This is a genomic window from Leptolyngbya subtilissima AS-A7 (assembly GCF_039962255.1).
Classification (GTDB): domain Bacteria; phylum Cyanobacteriota; class Cyanobacteriia; order Phormidesmidales; family Phormidesmidaceae; genus Nodosilinea.
The window spans coordinates 612,688-630,790 of record NZ_JAMPKY010000001.1 but is presented as its reverse complement, the minus strand read 5'-3'; the positions used below and the strand labels follow the sequence as shown (position 1 = coordinate 630,790).

Annotated in this window: 17 protein-coding genes; 11 read left to right on the top strand and 6 right to left on the bottom strand. The window is 57.8% G+C overall.

What is annotated here, in order from left to right:
• The first annotated feature begins 65 nt into the window (after positions 1–65).
• Positions 66–1,277: a 7,8-didemethyl-8-hydroxy-5-deazariboflavin synthase subunit CofH gene (cofH, locus tag NC979_RS02860; RefSeq protein WP_199309010.1), complete on the top strand. Its 1,212-nt coding sequence runs from the start codon at positions 66–68 to the stop codon at positions 1,275–1,277.
• Here cofH and NC979_RS02855 read toward each other — a convergent pair.
• The 4 genes from NC979_RS02855 to efp all read right to left on the bottom strand — a co-directional run bounded on the left by NC979_RS02855 (position 1,175) and on the right by efp (position 3,714).
• Complete coding sequence (locus NC979_RS02855) at positions 1,175–1,846, bottom strand: hypothetical protein (RefSeq protein ID WP_190523547.1); 672 nt, start codon at positions 1,844–1,846, stop codon at positions 1,175–1,177. The genes cofH and NC979_RS02855 overlap by 103 nt on opposite strands.
• Positions 1,822–2,553, bottom strand: coding sequence for an orotidine-5'-phosphate decarboxylase (pyrF, locus tag NC979_RS02850; protein ID WP_431191008.1), 732 nt, complete (start codon positions 2,551–2,553; stop codon positions 1,822–1,824). Before pyrF ends, NC979_RS02855 begins: the two co-directional genes overlap by 25 nt.
• A 27-nt stretch (positions 2,554–2,580) precedes the next feature.
• On the bottom strand, positions 2,581–3,072 hold the full coding sequence (gene accB, locus NC979_RS02845) for an acetyl-CoA carboxylase biotin carboxyl carrier protein (RefSeq protein ID WP_190523544.1): 492 nt from the start codon (positions 3,070–3,072) through the stop codon (positions 2,581–2,583).
• An 84-nt stretch (positions 3,073–3,156) separates the two neighbouring features.
• Positions 3,157–3,714, bottom strand: a complete 558-nt coding sequence (gene efp / locus NC979_RS02840) for an elongation factor P (protein ID WP_190524486.1) — start codon at positions 3,712–3,714, stop codon at positions 3,157–3,159.
• Between the two features lie 252 nt (positions 3,715–3,966).
• Between efp and NC979_RS02835 the strand changes: the two genes are divergently transcribed.
• The 7 genes from NC979_RS02835 to NC979_RS02805 all read left to right on the top strand — a co-directional run bounded on the left by NC979_RS02835 (position 3,967) and on the right by NC979_RS02805 (position 11,099).
• The gene (locus NC979_RS02835) at positions 3,967–5,088 is read left to right on the top strand and encodes a peptidylprolyl isomerase (RefSeq protein ID WP_242024181.1); all 1,122 of its coding nucleotides are present in this window, start codon (positions 3,967–3,969) and stop codon (positions 5,086–5,088) included.
• Between the two features lie 105 nt (positions 5,089–5,193).
• Positions 5,194–6,204 carry a thiamine-phosphate kinase gene (gene thiL, locus NC979_RS02830; protein ID WP_190523541.1) on the top strand — a complete coding sequence of 337 codons (1,011 nt, stop codon included), beginning with the start codon at positions 5,194–5,196 and terminating at the stop codon, positions 6,202–6,204.
• 85 nt (positions 6,205–6,289) lie between these two features.
• Entirely contained in the window at positions 6,290–7,633 is a 1,344-nt protein-coding gene (locus NC979_RS02825) for a sensor histidine kinase (RefSeq protein WP_190523539.1), read from the top strand.
• A 300-nt stretch (positions 7,634–7,933) separates the two neighbouring features.
• Positions 7,934–8,251 (top strand): ATP-dependent Clp protease adapter ClpS, encoded by a 318-nt coding sequence (clpS, locus tag NC979_RS02820; RefSeq protein ID WP_190523537.1) that lies wholly within the window; start codon positions 7,934–7,936, stop codon positions 8,249–8,251.
• 39 nt (positions 8,252–8,290) lie between these two features.
• A complete protein-coding gene (locus NC979_RS02815; RefSeq protein WP_190523534.1) occupies positions 8,291–8,590 on the top strand; it encodes a DUF2103 domain-containing protein in 300 nt (99 codons plus the stop codon).
• Positions 8,587–9,708 carry a tRNA (guanine-N1)-methyltransferase gene (locus NC979_RS02810; RefSeq protein WP_190523533.1) on the top strand — a complete coding sequence of 374 codons (1,122 nt, stop codon included), beginning with the start codon at positions 8,587–8,589 and terminating at the stop codon, positions 9,706–9,708. Before NC979_RS02815 ends, NC979_RS02810 begins: the two co-directional genes overlap by 4 nt.
• 113 nt (positions 9,709–9,821) lie before the next feature.
• Positions 9,822–11,099 carry a serpin family protein gene (locus NC979_RS02805; protein ID WP_199309009.1) on the top strand — a complete coding sequence of 426 codons (1,278 nt, stop codon included), beginning with the start codon at positions 9,822–9,824 and terminating at the stop codon, positions 11,097–11,099.
• 98 nt (positions 11,100–11,197) lie between these two features.
• On the opposite strand, the gene NC979_RS02800 is transcribed toward NC979_RS02805, so the two are convergent.
• Positions 11,198–12,502, bottom strand: coding sequence for a hypothetical protein (locus NC979_RS02800; RefSeq protein WP_190523531.1), 1,305 nt, complete (start codon positions 12,500–12,502; stop codon positions 11,198–11,200).
• Positions 12,503–12,682: 180 nt separating this feature from the next.
• Entirely contained in the window at positions 12,683–13,123 is a 441-nt protein-coding gene (locus NC979_RS02795) for a CAAD domain-containing protein (protein WP_190523529.1), read from the bottom strand.
• Between the two features lie 778 nt (positions 13,124–13,901).
• On the opposite strand from NC979_RS02795, the gene NC979_RS02790 reads away from it, so the two are divergent.
• The 3 genes from NC979_RS02790 (at position 13,902) to NC979_RS02780 (ending at position 17,471) form a co-directional block, all read left to right on the top strand.
• Positions 13,902–14,102, top strand: a complete 201-nt coding sequence (locus NC979_RS02790) for a chlorophyll a/b-binding protein (RefSeq protein ID WP_190523527.1) — start codon at positions 13,902–13,904, stop codon at positions 14,100–14,102.
• Positions 14,103–14,539: 437 nt separating this feature from the next.
• The gene (gene hflX / locus NC979_RS02785) at positions 14,540–16,204 is read left to right on the top strand and encodes a GTPase HflX (RefSeq protein ID WP_199309008.1); all 1,665 of its coding nucleotides are present in this window, start codon (positions 14,540–14,542) and stop codon (positions 16,202–16,204) included.
• Between the two features lie 232 nt (positions 16,205–16,436).
• Complete coding sequence (locus NC979_RS02780; RefSeq protein ID WP_190523525.1) at positions 16,437–17,471, top strand: bestrophin family protein; 1,035 nt, start codon at positions 16,437–16,439, stop codon at positions 17,469–17,471.
• Positions 17,472–18,103 lie beyond the last annotated feature (632 nt).

The following is an 18,103-nucleotide window of genomic DNA, read 5'->3' as shown; positions in this document are numbered from 1 at the left end:
CTGCTAGAAACCCAGTCCATCGCCACAATAAAGAAGTGATGTTGTAACGGTGGATGCTGGCAGCTATGGAAATTGAGCAGATTCTCGCTAAGGCATTGGCTGGTGGCGATATTACCCCGACTGAGGGTGTAGCGCTTTTGCAGCCGCAGGATCCTGCGGCCCTGGCGGCGATTCGCGACACGGCTGACATCCTACGCCAGCGGCAGGTGGGTGAGACCGTCACCTATGTGGTCAACCGCAACATTAACTTCACCAATATCTGTGAGCAACACTGTAGCTTCTGTGCCTTTCGTCGCGATGCCGAAGCGGAGGGGGCTTACTGGCTCGACGTTGCCCCCATGCTCGAAAAAACCACCGAGGCCGTTGCTGTAGGAGCTACAGAAATCTGTATGCAGGGCGGGTTGAACCCTGACGCCAAAATCAACGGCCGCTCCCTGAACTACTACCTGAAGCTGGTGGACACCATCAAGGGCTCGTTCCCGGCCCTGCACCTGCATGCCTTCTCGCCCCAGGAGGTGCAGTTCATCGCCCGCCAGGACGGGCTGAGCTATCGCGACGTGCTGCTGGCCTTTAAGGATGCTGGAGTGGGGTCACTGCCGGGAACGGCGGCGGAGGTGCTCGACGATGAGGTGCGGCGGGTGCTGTGCCCCGAGAAAATCGACAGCGCCACCTGGCTGGAGATTGTGGGGCTGGCCCATGAGATGGGGCTACCCACCACCAGCACCATGCTGTCGGGTCACATTGAAACCCCCGTTCAGCAAATCATTCACCTAGAAAAGCTGCGTCAGCTCCAGCGCCAGTCTTTAGAGGCGGGCTATTCTGCGGCGATCACTGAATTTATTGTGCTGCCCTTTGTGGGCCAGGAGGCCCCTAAGCCCCTGCGCCGCCGAGTGGGGCACGACCAGCCAGTGCTGTCCGATGCGCTGCTGCTGATGGCAGTAGCCCGCATTTACTTGGGTAACTGGATTGTCAACCATCAGCCCAGCTGGGTAAAACTCGGGCTGAGCGGTGCTACTGAGGCGTTGACCTGGGGCTGCAACGACATCGGCGGCACTCTGATGGAAGAGCACATCACCACCATGGCCGGAGCCCAGGGGGGAACCTGCATGACGGTGGCGGAACTGCGTGGGGCGATCGCTAGCCTAGGCCGCCCAGCCCGCCAGCGCGACACCCTCTACGGATTTGTCGATGGGTCTGGGGAAACGCTTTCGACCTCAGCATCGGTTGGAAACACTGCCTCAGCCCGACAGTCGCGTAGCCAAAGCCTCACCGCCTGACCCACAATGCCGTCGCTGCTCTCCTGGGGCGGGGTGGGAGGGCGACTGCTGGAGCCTAAGGGTCCACTATTTGAATAGGGGCCCAGGCTAGAAAACAGCAGGGCCATGTGCCAACCCTCCTGGGTTGGGGCGAGAAACAGCCAGTGGTAATGTTGCAGGGATGTCGGTCGCCCTTGCCAGTACTGCCGCTCTAGGGTGGTAAAAAACACCTGCTGCAAATCTGTGTCGGCTTCACCTTCGCTCGTTACCCCTGTGGGCGATAGCTGGGACAAATCTAGAGGGGTAAAGTCAGGGGCACTGGCCACCAAGATAGTAGTTACAGGTTGGATGGGGTTAGTAGATAGATCTAGGTTGCGGCTAGACACCCGGTTAGCATAGCTGGGTAGGTCGGCCAAAAGTTGGGTGGCGAGCACTTGGGGATCGCTCGGGCAGGGTTCAGCGGGTCGCAAATAGTTGAGCTCAGGCTCAGGCGGCTCCTGAGCTTGAAGATCTCCACCCAACGCCAGCAGCATTACAGTGCCCGCCGCTAGAGCCGCTTGGCGGACTAGGGAGCGATCGCAGTGGAACATTCTTCGCAGATGCGCGCAAAGGCGGCAGCGGGGTCGGGGTCGGCGGTGATCGGGCGGCCAATCACCAGGTAGGTGGCCCCGGCATTGAGGGCTTGCACTGGGGTCATGGTGCGGCGCTGGTCCTGGCTGCTGGCCCAGGTAGGGCGTACCCCGGGGCACACCAGGGCAAAGTCGGCGGGCAAAAACCGCCGCAGCTGGCTAGCCTCCTGGGGCGAGCAGACCACGCCTTTCAGGCCACTGTCTCTAGCGAGCAGAGCCATTTGCAGCGCGTAGCTATTTGAGTCCAGGGGAATTTTTAGCTCAACTGCCAGAGTTTGAGGGTCAATGCTGGTCAGTAGGGTAACAGCCAGCACCAGAGGTGGCTCTACGCCGACGGCCTCAGCTCCGGCGATCGCAGCCTGCTGAGCGGCCTCCATGGCCTCCTGGCCCGCCGCCGCGTGAATGGTCAGCAGGTCCACCCCATAGCGCCCCGCTGCCATACAGGCTCCGGCCATGGTGTTGGGAATATCGTGGAACTTGAGGTCGAGAAAAATGCGCTTTTGCCGCGCCTTAAGCTCCTGAATCAGGCTTGGCCCGGTGCTGACAAACAGCTCCAGACCCACCTTCCAAAAGCTCACCTCGGGCAGGGCATCCACCAAGTCCAGGGCGGCTGAGGCTGAGGACACGTCCAGGGGCACAATGATGCGCTGGTCAACGGTCATAGACATAGAGGCCTGGGCTTAGGGGGCAAAACTTTAGACGGGGCGTACCAGCATCAGGGTTTGACCAAACTCCACAGGCTGGGCATTTTCTACTAAAATCTCGACGATTTCGCCGCTGATTTCGGCCTCTAGCTCATTCATCAGCTTCATGGCTTCGATGATACAGACGGTTTGCCCGCTGGTAATGCGATCGCCCACGCCCACAAAAGCTGGTTCCTCGGGGGCAGGCGATCGGTAGAAGGTACCCACCATGGGGGAACTGATGGGCAGCAGATCGCTGCCCTTGCCCGGTGGAGCGGCAGGGACGGCGGCGGGCGCTGCCGACACCGGCTCGGTTACTGGAGGGGCAGCGGGAGCGACGGCGTCTACACGGGGAGTGACAGGGGCCGGTGCAACCGCCGACACCATGGCCCCCGGCTTGCGGAGGGTGAGCTCAAAATCTGAACTTTTGAGGGTGAGCTCCACAATGTCGCTCTGGCTCAGGGCGGTGACTAACTCTCTTAGATCGGTGACGCTTAGTTCCACGGCGTAAGTCTCATACGGTCTTATAGGGGTAATGGGCTAGGCTTAGTCAGCGGCATGGGCCGCAGGCGTCAAGCCAGTAAAACCTTATTCGCGACCTAGGTAAGCGTCGGTGCGGGTATCTACTTTGATGCGCTCACCGATCGAAATAAACAGCGGCACCATCACCTGGGCACCGGTTTCGAGAATGGCAGGCTTGGTACCCCCGGTAGCGGTGTCGCCCTTGACGCCAGGGTCGGTTTGGGTGACCTCAAGCACGATGGAGTTGGGCAGCTCAACTTCCAAGATTTGCCCGTTCCAGCTGACGACGCTGACGCTCATCTCTTCCTTGAGGTATTTCACCTGAGGACCGATTTCATTGGTGGTGAGGCGGACCTCCTCGTAGGTCTCCATATCCATGAACACCAGGTCTTCGCCCTCCCTGTAGGTGTGCTGCATATCTCTCTTTTCGATTACCGCCTGGGGTACGGTTTCACCAGCCCGAAAGGTCTTGTCAACGGTGTTGCCGGTTTTGACGTTTTTAAGCTTGGTGCGCACGAAGGCAGAGCCCTTGCCGGGTTTGACGTGGAGAAACTCGACTACACGCCAGACGGAACCGTCTAGCTCAATGGAGGTACCGGTGCGAAAGTCGTTGCTGGAGATCATGGCGCTGGCTACGGGGACAGTCGTTAAGTTTGGCAATTCATTTTACCCCCCTGCGGCCATTTCCCGAAGGATTTAGCCTTAACCAGCAAAGACTCAGCGTTGCTGCCGCGGCTATTTGGACTGGGGACTGGGGGCTTGAGTTGCAGCCTAGGGGCCGCCAGAGTATGACAAGATTGTTAGGGGCGCAGTGCGCTACGTGGTGAACGGCCGCCTGGGGCGGAGCAAGGAGTTATGGCCAAGGATATGCACGCAATGAATCAACAGCAGAGTTTAGGCTGGGCCACCTTGGTGCGGCTGGGATGGGGATTAGCTGTAGTGGTGGGGGTGTGGCTGGGCTCTCTATCTCCAGCCCTGGCATTACCTGCCGGGCCACTGGTGGCCTACCTGCCGCCGGGCAATGCCATTACCGACAGTCGTGCCCTGCTGCGCTACTCACTGCCCATCGACAACTCCGACATTCGCACGGTGCAGGCCACCCTAGAGGGCCTGTCAGAGTGGCTGCGGAGCAAGCGCTGGGGGCCTATGGCCAAAGACCTGACCAAGCTGGAGCGGGTGTTGGTCCGCGGCCGCGAAGCGATGCTGGCAGCAGTGCCCGACGGCAAGCGGGCGGCGGCGATTTCCTACCTCGACGATATTCAGGCTCAGCTAGTGCCCCTCAAGGAGGCGGTGGAGCAGCGCGATCGCGCCACCGTGCAGGACAAGCGGTCGGCCATGCTCGACGATGTCAGCCGTATTGAAGAGCTGATGGTAAAGGCCTTTCCCTTTGAGGTGCCGGAGAAGTACAGCAACCTGCCCCAGCTCAAGGGGCGAGCCACAGTAGAAATCACCACCAACAAAGGCACTATGCAGGCGGTGATCGACGGCTACAGCGCTCCAGTGACCGGCGGCAACTTTGTCGATCTGGTGCAGCGGGGCTTCTATGACGGCATGGAGTTTACCCGTGCCGAAGACAACTACGTGCTACAAACCGGCGATCCAGATGGCTCTGAGGATGGCTTTATTGACCCCAAAACTAAGGCCTACCGGGCAATCCCGCTAGAAATTTTGGTGAAGGGCGACGACGAGCCGATCTACGGCAACACCCTAGAAGAGCTGGGCCGCTTTCTAGACGCACCAGTGCTGCCCTTCTCAGCCTTTGGCACCCTGGGTATGGCCCGCCCCAACGATGACCCCAACGGCGCGTCATCGCAGTTTTTCTTCTTTTTGTTTGAGCCGGAGATGACCCCAGCAGGTCTCAACCTGCTCGATGGTCGCTACTCGGTGTTTGGCTACGTGGTGGAGAACAAAGAGGCGCTTGACCAGATGACCCAGGGCGATCGCATTGAGTCGATTCGGGTGGTGTCTGGGGCAGAGAATCTAGTCCAGCCTTCCTAGAATTTGTCGTCAAACGTGGGCAGGTGGATGGGTAGGCGGTAGGAAGATTCCGATACCTGCTGCGTTCCCCTGGGCGCAGGACTAGGCTCACCGGGGAACATCTGTATGGAACATCCGCAAACCATTGCTGAATTAGGGGAGCTGGGGCTGCTGAAGCGGCTGTTTCGCTACTGCCCTGGGGACATGATTGGTGACGACGGAGCGGTAGTGGCCCTGCCTGCGGGGCGGCACCTAGTGGTGACTACCGATGTGCTAGTAGAGGGAGTGCATTTTAGCGATCGCACCACTGCCCCCGCCGATGTAGGCTGGCGAGCCGTGGCCGCCAATCTGTCAGACTTGGCGGCGATGGGCGCTACCCCCGAGGGCATTACCGTGGGCCTGAGCCTGCCGGGGCATACGCCCCTAGCGTGGGTAGAGGGGCTTTATCAGGGGATGGCAGACTGCCTAAACCGCTGGGGTGGGGTGGTGCTCGGTGGCGATCTGTGCCGGGCCGACGCCGTCAGCGTGGCCATTACCGCCCTGGGCAGCGTTGCTCCCCAGCGGGCGCTGTACCGCAGTAAGGCCCAAGCGGGGCAGGCGATTGTGGTGACGGGCTACCACGGTCTGTCGCGGGCAGGGCTAGAGCTATTGCTGCATCCCGATCGGGGAACTGAGGTGGCCCAGGCCGATCGCGATCGCTGGATTGCTGCCCACCAAAGACCCCAGCCCCGGCTGGATGCGATCGCCGCCCTCTGGCAGGTGTTGGGGGCCAGCGCAGACGCCGGAGCGATCGCCGTTATGGACTCCAGCGATGGACTGGCCAATGCAGTGCTGCAGCTGTGCCAGGCCAGCGTGGTCGGAGCCGTCCTGCGCGAGAGCGATCTTCCTTTGGATGAGGCGTTAGTCGATTGGGTGGGGCGATCGCAGGCCCTCGACTGGTGCCTCTACGGCGGCGAAGACTTTGAGCTGGTACTGTGTTTGCCCTGGCCCCAGGCTGAGGCCTTACAGGCAGCATTGGGGAATGGCTGTGCGATCGTGGGTGAGACGACGGGAGCGGCTGAGGTTGAGCTGTGGCCCAGCGACGGGGCTACCCCAAAGGTGCTCAGCTTTAATCAGGGATTTCAGCACTTCGGCTAACTACTTCTCTCCAGTTCTACGCCTAATTTGTGGCGCTCTAAATAATGTTTTCAGGCTGTTGTGGCCCCAGCCAGGTGGGGTTTAATTGGGAAGTATCTGGCTACAGGCCGGATTCACCGCCATCCACGCCTTTGCTTGCCTGCCCTACCATGACCCTATGACCGCCAACGACCTAGAAGACCTGCGGCCCTTTTGCCGAGATGACGCTGCCTTTGAGCAGCTGAAGCAGGTGCTAAAGCAGCGAGACACCAGCCGCGAGCAGGGCAGGCTCGATATGGCTCGCCAGACCCATCGCACTCAGGCCCTAGAGGCACAGCGTCGAGCGGCAGAGGCTGCTAGCCAGGCTAAAAGCCGTTTTTTGGCGATGATTAGCCATGAGCTGCGCACTCCGCTCAATTCAATCTTAGGACTGTCAGCGCTGCTATCGCGGCAAGTGGTGGGCTCGCTTAATCCTAAACAGGCGGAATACCTGGACTATATTCACGGCAGCGGCGAACACCTACTGGCGATCATCAGCGACATTCTCGATCTCTCTAAGGTGGAGGCGGGCCAAGAGTACCTGCGATTGTCGCAGGTGTCGCTGACAGAACTCTGTCAGGCCTGCCTGGCAATGATGCAGCCTCGCGCCGCCGAAAAGGGGCTGGTGCTGACCTACCAGGTGGCCGATCTAGGGCCAACGACCTGCATTGCCGACGAGCGTCGCCTGCGGCAGATGCTGCTCAACCTGCTCTCTAATGCAATTAAGTTTACGGCCCAGGGCCGAGTTACTCTGACGGTCCATAGCCGCGAGGCCCTGGTGGAGTTTGAGGTTGAGGACACGGGCATTGGTATTCCGGCGGACCAGCTGGAGCAGATTTTTCAGCCGTTTACTCAGATCGATCGCGGCCTAGATCGGCAATACGAGGGCGCTGGCCTGGGGCTAGCGCTAACTCGACAGCTGGCCCAGCTCCACGGTGGCCATCTGCGGGTGACATCGTCGGTCGGCCAGGGCAGCTGCTTTGTGATCTCTCTGCCACTGCATGGGCCAGAGGGTAGTTCGCTTGCCGATGTGCGGGCGGTGAGACCAGTGCCGGTGGGCACGGGCGGCCAGCGCCTAGTGGTAGTAGACACTGACCTTGATCACCATCGGGCGTTGATGGCCTACGTTAGGGCCTGCGGCTGGCAGGTTAGCGGCTGTCGCAGCTGGGCTGAGGTACACCAGCACCTCAAAGAGCACCAGCCCCACCTGCTACTCGTGGGCGATCGCGAAGCCTGCAACCCAGCCCTGGAGAATCACTTGCAGCAGTTGAAGCCGCCGCTGGTGCCCCAGCCGATCAAAGTGGTTATTCTGCTGCCGGAGGATGGGGCGGCTGGCGGCTTAGCCAGCGCCGATGCCTATATCGACTTGCCCTTAACTATTCCTAAACTCGAGCGCATGCTCTCGCTTTAGCGGTGGAACGAGGGGGCTCCGACGCCTCTAAACCCGATTTGAGGTGAGCCCGCGCCCGGGGCAATAGCTAGGCGCGGGTTGGGGCGACCAGAATTCGATACACTAAGGGGAGAAAATTTGCTTAGAAGTTGTTTGAGAACCCTTGACAGGCTCATGGCTGGTACTAGCTAGCTGTGAGCTGGATTTTGGGATTGATTGGTTGTGCAAAGGCCAATCGCATCAGCGATCGCTGCTTTCAAACGGCCTTCTAGCAACTGTATGCAGGACAATTAGGTTTAGGTTCAGCTAGGTTCACTTCCTATGACTCCGGTTTTGCCCCAAGCAGTTTCCTCAGCCCCCGCCGCTGCCCCCGCAAAGACTCGCCAAACCACACGCGAGACATATCCCAATTACAAAATCATCGTGCTCAACGACGATTTCAACACGTTTCAACATGTGGCGGAGTGCTTGATGAAATACATTCCGGGCATAGATGGCGATCGCGCCTGGGAGCTGACTAACCAGGTGCACCACGACGGTCAGGCAGTTGTGTGGGTTGGCCCCCTAGAGCAAGCGGAGCTGTATCACACCCAGCTCACCCGCGCTGGCTTGACGATGGCCCCCCTCGAAAAAGCATAATTAAGTAGTCTTTCTTAAATCTTTCTTAAAACTACCCCAATGACACAAGCCTCGGACGGTCGCCTAGTCTGGAACCACTCCACCCACTTGCCCGGGCTGATTCCTATTCTCGAACGGCTTTTAGAGCAGCCTGGCATTGGGACCGTCACCCCGGGGGTAATTGCAAACGTTAGAGCCCACTCCCCAGAGATGCGGGTAAAAGTGTCGGTGCCTATCCGCGGCGGGTTTAAGCTCATTGCCCGCAAGGGTAAGACGGTACAAGAGGTGTTTGTGCTGACCGAACTGGAGAAGCTGGCATTAGAGGGCGCGATCGCCAAGGCCGTTGAGGCGGCTCGGTGACCCTAGGGTTGCCCCCAGCCGTAGTGCAGGAAGGTAAAGCCACTTTTACTGTAGGGTCTGCTTTTTATCGACCCCAAAGCGCGATCGCCCGTGACCTGGCGGTGTTGGCGGCAGCTATTTATCGCCAGCACCACGGTCGTTTGCGGGTGCTGGATGCCATGACCGGCTGCGGGGTGCGGCCCCTGCGCTACGGGCTAGAGGCCGGAGCTGACTGGGTGTGGGCCAACGAGGGTAATCCTGAGCTGGCGGGCGTTTTGGAGCAAAACCTGGCGACTCTGCCCGCCGATGCCTGCCGCATCACCTATCAGGATGCCAATCAGGTATTTTTCACCTGCTACCAGCAGCGCGACTTTTACGACCTAGTGGATATCGACAACTTTGGTAGTCCCGCCCCCTACGTGAGCACGGGGTTGTGGGCCACACGCTTAGGAGGACTGCTGTATCTAACCAGCACCGATGGCCGAGCCACCAGCGGCCATGACCCAGAGCGATGTTTGAGAACCTACGGCGCCTGCGGGCGATCGCACCCTGCCGCCCATGAGCAAGGGTTGCGGCTGACTATCGGCCATGCGGCCCAGACCGCAGCGGCTCGGGGAATGGGCATAGAGCCAGTCTTTTCGCTGTTCACAGGCCAGGTGCATCGAGTCATGGTGCGCCTGGTTAGCAAACCAACGCTGGCGGGGGAAAACTATGGCTTCGTGGCCTACTGTCACCACTGTGGCCACTTTCAAACCGCAGATTGGCGACACCTGGGCCGGGTGAATTGCCTTTGCGGTGCGCAAGACACCCCCGTGGTGAGCGGGCCGATGTGGCTAGGACCGCTGCACGATGGGGCCATGCTAGCGGAGATGCAGGGTTTAGCAGATCGCTGGAACTGGCGCTCTCAGGCGAAGCTTTTGACCATCATGACCCAAGAAATTGACCTGCCCCCCTACTACTATCCCCTTGGCGAAATTGGCCGACGCGGACAAATGGATATTCCCAACCGCGATCACTTAATTGCGGCGTTACGGACAAAGGGCTACCAGGCGGCAATTCCGTCGATGGATTGGCAGGGGGTGAAAACCAGTGCGGCGTTTAGGGATTGTGTGGCGATCGCCAAAGCAATTCAGCCCTAGAATTTAGGTCGGGTAGGGCCTGAGCCTTTGACCATCAGTTTCCATTCCTGCAACCACTGCCCCTCTCCCCCTGTCGCCATGACAAGGTAAGAACGGCGTTAACTAATATTCCTATGGACCACCGATGGATTGGTCGGGCTGTGCTTTTAAGCGGGCTAGCCGCCCTAACTTTAGGCTGCGCTCAGCTACAGGCTCAGCCCCCTACTGCCCCCGCACCAACTCCCGACCACAACTCGGGTGCCCCCCGTTTAGCCCAGGCCCCTACTGTGGATAAAGAATTAACCCAGGCCCACTTAGACTTCGGCTTTGCTCTGTTTGAGCAGCTGCGCCAAGCAACACCCAATGAGAATGTGCTGGTGTCACCGACCAGCGTGGCTCTAGCCTTGGCCATGGCCTACAACGGTGCCAGCGGAGAAACTCAGGCGGCGATCGCCAACACGCTCAAGGTGCAGGGTCTAGACATCGAGCAGCTCAACGCAGGCAACCAGGCTCTAACCGAGTATTTGACGCAGCTCGACCCCGAGATAGCGCTCGAAATCGCCAATTCCCTATGGGTAAATGAAAGCCTGCCAGTGCGGCCCGACTACGTAGAGCGCATGCAAACGGCCTATGCCGCCGAAGTGGCAACCCTCGATTTTAGCCAGCCCGCCGCCACCGATCGCATCAACCGCTGGGTCAAAGAGCACACCCGCGATCGCATCCCCAACATCATCGATCAGTTGCCGCCCGACCAGCTTTTAGTGCTAGTCAACGCTGTCTACTTTAAAGGAGCCTGGAGCGAAGCTTTTGACCGCGCCCGCACAACGGAGCGCCCCTTCACCCTAGCCAGCGGCGAAACCATCCAGCACCCTCTGATGGCCCAGCAGGACGACTATTTATATTTGGAAACCGACCAGTTTCAGGCAGTGAGTCTGCCCTACGGCAATGGCTCGCTCAGCTTTGAGGTAATCTTGCCCACCCCCGGCACCGACCTGGCTACCCTATCAGCGCAGCTCACCCCCGCCACCTGGGAGAGCTGGATGAGCCAGATGCAATCGCGCCCCGGCGAAATTCAGCTACCCAAATTTCAGTTTGAGTACGAAGCCGACCTGATCCCCACCCTGCGAACCTTGGGCATGGGTATCGCCTTTGAGGCAGGCCAGGCCGACTTCTCGGGCCTCACCGAGCTGGACGCTTTCATTAACCAGGTGCGCCACAAAACCTTTATCGAGGTCAACGAATCCGGCACCGAAGCCGCCGCCAGCACCGCGATCGGCGTCGCGCCTACCTCTGCTGCCCTGCCGCCCGATTCGCCCTTTGAAATGGTGGTCGATCGCCCCTTCTTAGCTGCCATTGGCGATCGCAACACAGGCACACTGCTGTTTCTCGGAGCGATTGTCGATCCGCGTTGAAGGGTGAATGGGTAGATAGGTAGGCGGGTAGATGGGTAGGCGAGTAGGTGGATCAGCTTTACTCATCTACTCATCCACCCGCCCACTCGCCTACTCCCCTACTTCCCCCCCCGCTGCTCCAGCAGCCGTTGCCACTCGGCGTCGATCTTGTCCTTCTGAGCAATTTCCTGCTCGGTCAGGTCGCTCTCCGTAGTGTAGGCCAGGTTGTCAGTACCCACCACCGTTTGGAGGGTGAGAGTCTGAGCAAAGGCCAGTTTTTCGCGCTGGTCGTCGGTGAGCTGGCTCAAGACTTCGGCCCGCTGCTCGCGCTCAGCATTGCGGGCGTCAATGCGGCTGTTTTGCTGCTGCACCCAGAAATAACGCACTAGGGGCAAGCCTAAAAAGGCCGTTCCATAACCCAAAAGCAGCCAGTAGAGCGAGTTGACTAGAGCGACGACTCCGCCAAGCTCAGCAACCAAACTTGAGTTGTCTTGCAGCATGCTGCCCAGTACCAGGGCTCCAATTAAGTTCGCACTGCCCAAAGCAATAGCCCCAATAATCTGGCCAGAGGTCGCCTGGCTAAACTTGCGAGGTGACTCTCGTAGGAATGGGGGTGGGTTGATGGTGCGTTGCGCCTTCGCCGTCACCTGTAGCTCAGGAAACTGGTACACAATGCCGCCCTGGGGGCTGACCTGGGGCAACCCGTTAAACCGGCTGAGCACGGGCACCATAAAGTCTTCCAAATCCTTATCCCAGCCTTTGCCCAAGTCGCCTAGGAATGGGGTGATTTGCTCGGCCACCACAGCCCCACCGTTAGCCTGAATCACCTGGGCAACGCTTTGCCAGCGGCGCTCGTCAAGGTCAGCATTGGGGTTGCCGTCACCAAACAAAAAGGAGAACACCGCCTCGAGAAAGTTCATCTCTGACTTGGTGCGGGGTCGCCGACGGCGATCGCTCCTAGGGTCAAACATCCAAAAAATGTCTGGTCCCAACCAAATCCGAGGCAAAAACACCATGCCCCCACCGCCGCCACCGCCGCTGTCGTTGTCCTCACGGCCAGCGCTGCTGGCTGCGATCGCAATAATCGTAATCGCTATCACAATCAGCACCAGCGACAAGATCAGCACTACCCCAAAGGAAACACGGATCAGGTAAAACAGCACCCGCCAAACTTTTTCCCAAGCTGACTGCCACCGCAGCCGCCAGGATTTGCTCCAGAGGACCGCCTGAATATTTTTGGGAAAGACGTAGGCGATCTCGCCCGACTCAGCTACTTGGAGATGGGCCTGCACCTCAGAGGCCAGGGCCAACACTCCCTGCTGCGCCTCCATAAGGGGCAGACCGGCTTCAGCGGCCACATCCCCTATCGTGACTCGGTAGCCCAACCGCTCTACCGCCTGGGTAATTGTTTTTGTCTGCGTCATAAATAAAACGAACCCCTGGGTTTTAACGATCGCACAACCACCAGTTGCGTCTACAACCAGTATAGAAAGCGCGATCGCAAATCACAGGGGAAGTTAACCGAAAGGGGTTTGAGGATTACGAGGGTAAACCCTGGCCTTTATAGGTTTTTACTATATGACCCGCTACCCCTTACTCCTTATTTATGACCGAGACCCGTTACCGAGCACCTGGTCGCGAATGGCGGCAATATCGCCCAGCAGCTCTTGCCGGTTGGAAGCTTTGAGCAAGTAGCGGTAGAGGAACCAACCGCTGTAGATGAGCCCAACCAGCTCAAAGGTGGGGGCCAACAGAGGAACGTCGTTCACGGCTCCCAACAGCGCTAGCACCAGCTTGACTGCGATAAACGCCGCGACAATCAGGCCAACGGTGACAATCGGTCGCCGATATCGCTGAATGAACTCAGTCACATAGTCGGGGAGATTGCCCAACAGTGCAGAGACCTTATCCCACACCTGCTGAATTTGACGAGAGGCTTCGTCACCTAGCGCAGAGGCACTAGAGTCTGAATTGTCAATGATAACCGTGGGGTCTTCCGGTTCCGTAAACTCTGTGTAAGTGGTGTCTGACTGAAAATCGCTCATAGCTAATAGTCCCGGGGGCTTAGGTAGCAGTAGAAGTCAAGAATGACGAAACAAGAATACACTAATTCGCCTAATTTGCTTTGCTTCTTGAAAGTGTTATAAGCCGGATCCTGCCAATTTTCATGTTCCTTAGGGCGTAAGTGTCTCAACCACTTGATTGGACGCCCCAAAGGTCATAGCATCACTCCCCCGACAAACCCTCTAGGGAATCTAAATAGCTGTAAAGCCGCCGCCGGTCAACGATCAGATCTAAATCGGACGACAGCCTAGAACGAGAATTCGAAGACTTTGATGTTGAAGGCCACCGAATAAAGCTCTGTCCATCCTCACGGTCTGCCCGATGTCGTCTGGCCATGTATGCCCTCAAAATCAGCCTTAGTACTATACCGAATCCTGTATATTCCAGAGGGTGAGGGAATCACGTAACCCAATTCCCGTAGTTAGGTGGGTTAAAGCTAGATTAGCAAGTCGGGCCTGCAGAGAGTGCTCGGTTGTGGGCTATAGCCCTCTTAAACCTTGCTACTAGAACCCTATATTGGTCTATCAACTACCGACAAACAGCCATGCATGGTTGTGACAGATCAATAATTTACTAAGTCTTCTATCCAACTACAGATAGCCGGCTGCGGCCAGGATTGTTAAGTTGAGTAACAACACACCACGAGCTCGTGGTCATTGCAACAAAAGCATTTGAGAGCGAGCCGTTGGGTTTTAACCCCCCGTGGTTTAGGTGTGACAACTGCTCAGCTGTAACATAACTATTTAGAGGCATTTCACGATGGCTAACCCCCAAGACAAAACTACCTACGACGGTCAATTTACCCGCAAGTATGGCGAATTCGGAACCAAGTTTGAATTTGGGTCTAACCCCAGTGCCGAACTCTGGAACGGTCGCCTCGCCATGATTGGTTTCCTCGGCGCTCTGCTAGTCGAACTGACCACTGGCCAAGGCTTCTTCCATTGGCTGGGTCTGTTCTAAGCAAAACAGTTCTACCGTATATTGCTGTTCGAAAGACAAAGCTCAAAAGCGGACGCTATATTAGCGTCCGCTTTTGAGCTTTAGCTATTTCTGTTTGGCAAGAGGTTGCTATACATCAGGCCAACATTCTGATTCTTGCCATTGATAGTTGTCCATACCCCAAGCTAACCGACTGCGCTGCAGGTTTGAACAGCTACCTCTAAAGGACTCTTGACTGAGCAACTAGCTACGGCTTTTAAACCAGAGAGGACAAGAAAGTTTGAATCTCTCCACGCGTCCCCGAGTTAGAAGCCAAAGTTAAAAGCTATATAATTTATATCCTCAGCCTAGATGGGGAGAGGTTGGTTTCCTAGAGGCAAGACTGCACCTCCTCAGCAGGGCTGAAGATATCTTTGGCTTAGGAGCAGGTTGACCTTATCGAAACTATCTATGGCAATTTGAAGGGGCTCAAGCCCAGCCAGCTCAAGCAGCTGCAGGGCATCTACCACCAGCGACTGCCGGGAGATTGTGTGGTAACTCCTGAGTTTGCCCAGCGGCTGGCAGCAGTGAGCACCGACATCAATAGCCCCCTATGCGCTTACGTCAACCGCCGTGGTCAGGTAATTCGAGTAGGGGTGGGCACTCTGCGGCAGACCCAAATTCCACCTTCGGAGCTGCCCCGCTACGGTGCCGAGCGCCTCAGCGGCATTCGCTGTATTGCCACCCAGTTTGAACCCGGCTCACCCAGCGACGCTATTCTTACCACCATGGCCCTACAGCGGCTAGACGTGTTGGCGGTACTGGCGTTGACGGGCACTGGTTTTACCCGTCGTGGTGGCGGTGCCACGGGCTACATTCAAAGCACTTATCTGGCTCACCTGGTGCCTCACCCTGAGCAGCGCTGGCTGGTGTCGGCCCCCATCGATTTAGACGATCTGGCCCAGCAAGACTTTCTCGCCCTGGCCGAAGGGCTTGAGGCCGAGTTCAGTCGCGCTTTTACCGCTTTGCAGGTGGAGGATGAGCGCGATCGCGTCCTAGTCGTCGGCCTGTTCACCAATAACCAAACCCCTGAGCACTTTGAGCAGCGTCTCGAAGAGCTAGAGCGCCTGGTCGACAGCGCCGGCGGCGAAGTGATGGAAACTCTGTTTCAAAAGCGCCCTCGTCCCCATCCTCAGACCGTGCTGGGGGCTGGTAAGGTGCAGGAGGTAGCCCTGGCGGCCCAAACCGTGGGCGCTAATCTGATCGTGTTCGATCGCGACCTCTCCCCTATGCAGGTGCGCAACCTGGAAGACATGGTAGGTCTGCGCGTGGTCGATCGCACCGAGCTAATTCTCGATATCTTTGCCCAGCGGGCTAAAAGCGGCGCGGGCAAGCTCCAGGTCGAGCTGGCCCAGCTGGAGTACCAAATGCCCCGGCTGAAGGGGCGCGGTCAATCCCTATCGCGGCAGGGAGGCGGCATCGGCACCCGAGGCCCAGGGGAAACGAAACTGGAGACTGAGCGCCGGGCAATCCAGCGGCGCATTCAGCGGCTTCAGCAAGAGGTAAACCAGCTTCAAGCCCACCGTGCCCGCCTGCGCCACCGCCGTCAGGATGACAACCTACCCTCGATCGCCGTGGTGGGCTACACCAACGCGGGCAAGTCGACCCTAGTGAATACCCTGACCAACTCTGAGGTCTACGCCGCCGATCAGCTGTTTGCCACCCTCGACCCCACCACCCGGCGCCTAGCAATCACCGACCCCGCCACCAACGAAACCACCCAGCTAGTGGTCACCGATACGGTGGGCTTTATCGAAGAGCTGCCCGCCTCGCTGATGGATGCCTTTCGCGCCACCCTCGAAGAGGTCACCGAGGCCGACGCCCTGCTCCATGTGGTGGATGTGTCGCACCCCGCCTGGCAAGACCAGATTCACTGGGTCATGCGCATCCTCAAGGATATGCCGATTGTGCCGGGGCCGATGCTGCTGGTGTTTAACAAGGCCGACCGGGTAAGTAGCGACGAGCTAGTGATCGCCCAAGAGGAGTACCCCCAAGCTTTGTTTATCTCCGCCACTGAGCGGCTAGGACTAGAAACGCTGCGATCGCGTCTGCTGCAACTGATCGATTATGCCGTCACGGTATAGCGTAAAGAAAACCAGGAATCGGTGAGGCCACCATGGTTCATGGCTGCCTCTGAACACCTCGCGTTATTCATAGTGGGTTAAGTCTGCAGCTTGACCCACCATGAATAACGCTGGCCAGATAGCCCAGAACATGGGATCCGAAAAAGCCAAAAGCTGATACGCTATCTGGCTCGCCATCGCTACCCCAAAATTGCTATCTTCAGCTTGGCCTAATCACCGTGGCGATGGCGGTATGGCTAGGTCGATTGAGATCGTGCAGGGGAATGAGTCGGTGCCAAACCAAACTATCAAACGCAGCATTCGCCGCTACGAATCTGAACAAGACTGGTTTAAACTGCTGTTTCGCGTGCGGGGGTCGGTAATACCGGCGGTGATGCCCCGAGTGCTGCTGTGTGCGGCCTTTGCTCTGGGAATTTTGCTGCTATACAGCCGGGGCTGGCCGGTGGCATCGCCCATTCTGGGGTCGCTGGTGCCCAGTCTGGTGCTGGGTTTGCTGCTGGTATTTCGCACTAACACCTCCTACGAGCGGTTTTGGGAGGGGCGCAAGCTCTGGGGCAGCGTGGTGAACCTGACCCGCAACTTGGCGCGACAGATGTGGGTGGCGATCGAGACGCCTCAGCCGGGAGACTACGAGGCCAAAATAGCCGCCGTGCGCCAGCTGCCCGCCTTTGCGATCGCCATGAAGCTGCACTTGCGCAGTGAACCTCCCGATGCCGAGCTGGCCAGCCTGCTCACCGCCGACCAGTTCGCCAAACTGAGACAGATGAACAACCCACCGCTAGAGGTCGCCTTTTGGATAGCCGACTACCTGCAAACTCAGCAGGCCCAAGGCACCCTCAACACCCACCAGCTCACCCACTGTCTAGAAACCCTAGACGATCTGGTGGATGCCCTAGGAGGGTGCGAGCGCATACTCAAGACGCCCATGCCGGTGGCGTACAGCATCCACCTGAAGCAGCTGCTGATGCTGTACTGTCTAGCTCTGCCCTTTCAAATGGTGGATTCGGTAGGCTGGGGCACCCCCTTTTTGGTGGGGCTGATCAGCTTTGCGGTGTTTGGCATCGAAGAGATTGGCATTGAGATCGAAAACCCCTTTGGCCACGACCCCAACGATCTGCCGCTGGACGCAATTTGTCGAACCATGCAGCAGAATATTGAGGATTTGATCTCGCTGGCACCGGGAGAGGGGCGATCGCAAAGCGCCCCCTTTGAAGAATTACCCCAGCTCTCAAGACCCTCTCAGACCCTAGAGGTGAATGTAGATTAGTTACCAATGACATAATCTCTACGGCTAGGCGTTAACGCACCTCTATTTGCGGGACTTGCTACTGCTTGAAGCTGAGCTACCGGCTCCAGTAATTCAGCTGTCGGTACCAATTCAACCAGCCAAACGTGCGTTCTACATCCAACGCTTAAGCAAGGGCTCAAATATTCTGCAAAGTGACTACACCTCACCTTAGATCTAAATCAATCGTCAGCCACACCACGAGGACAAAAGTATCGCTGCCACAGCCTTGGTCGACTCAAAACAGCTGCGTCCGATTCAGACTCATAGGGGTGTTCCTTAAATAGCAGCATGAGCGCATCAAGCTGCGATGGGAGCAGCGGCAGTTGTTGGGCGACGCATAAAGATGTATAAAGCGGTGTCAGATGGAACCGAGAAAGCTTGATGGCAGCATCGAGCAACGGTCAGTCAGCAGCATTAGGGTTACGGCCTTAATGTAATCAGCGCTGACTGGAAGTTTGCTCATCATGAGCGAAGTCAGCAGATAATCTTAGCTTCATCAAGAACCACATTCTCACTTTAAGATTTTTCTAAGATTAACGATGACTCCACATTTAGTCGAGAAAAGCCACTATCGCTAATACTTGGCACCCATAACATTAGCTAAATGTCGT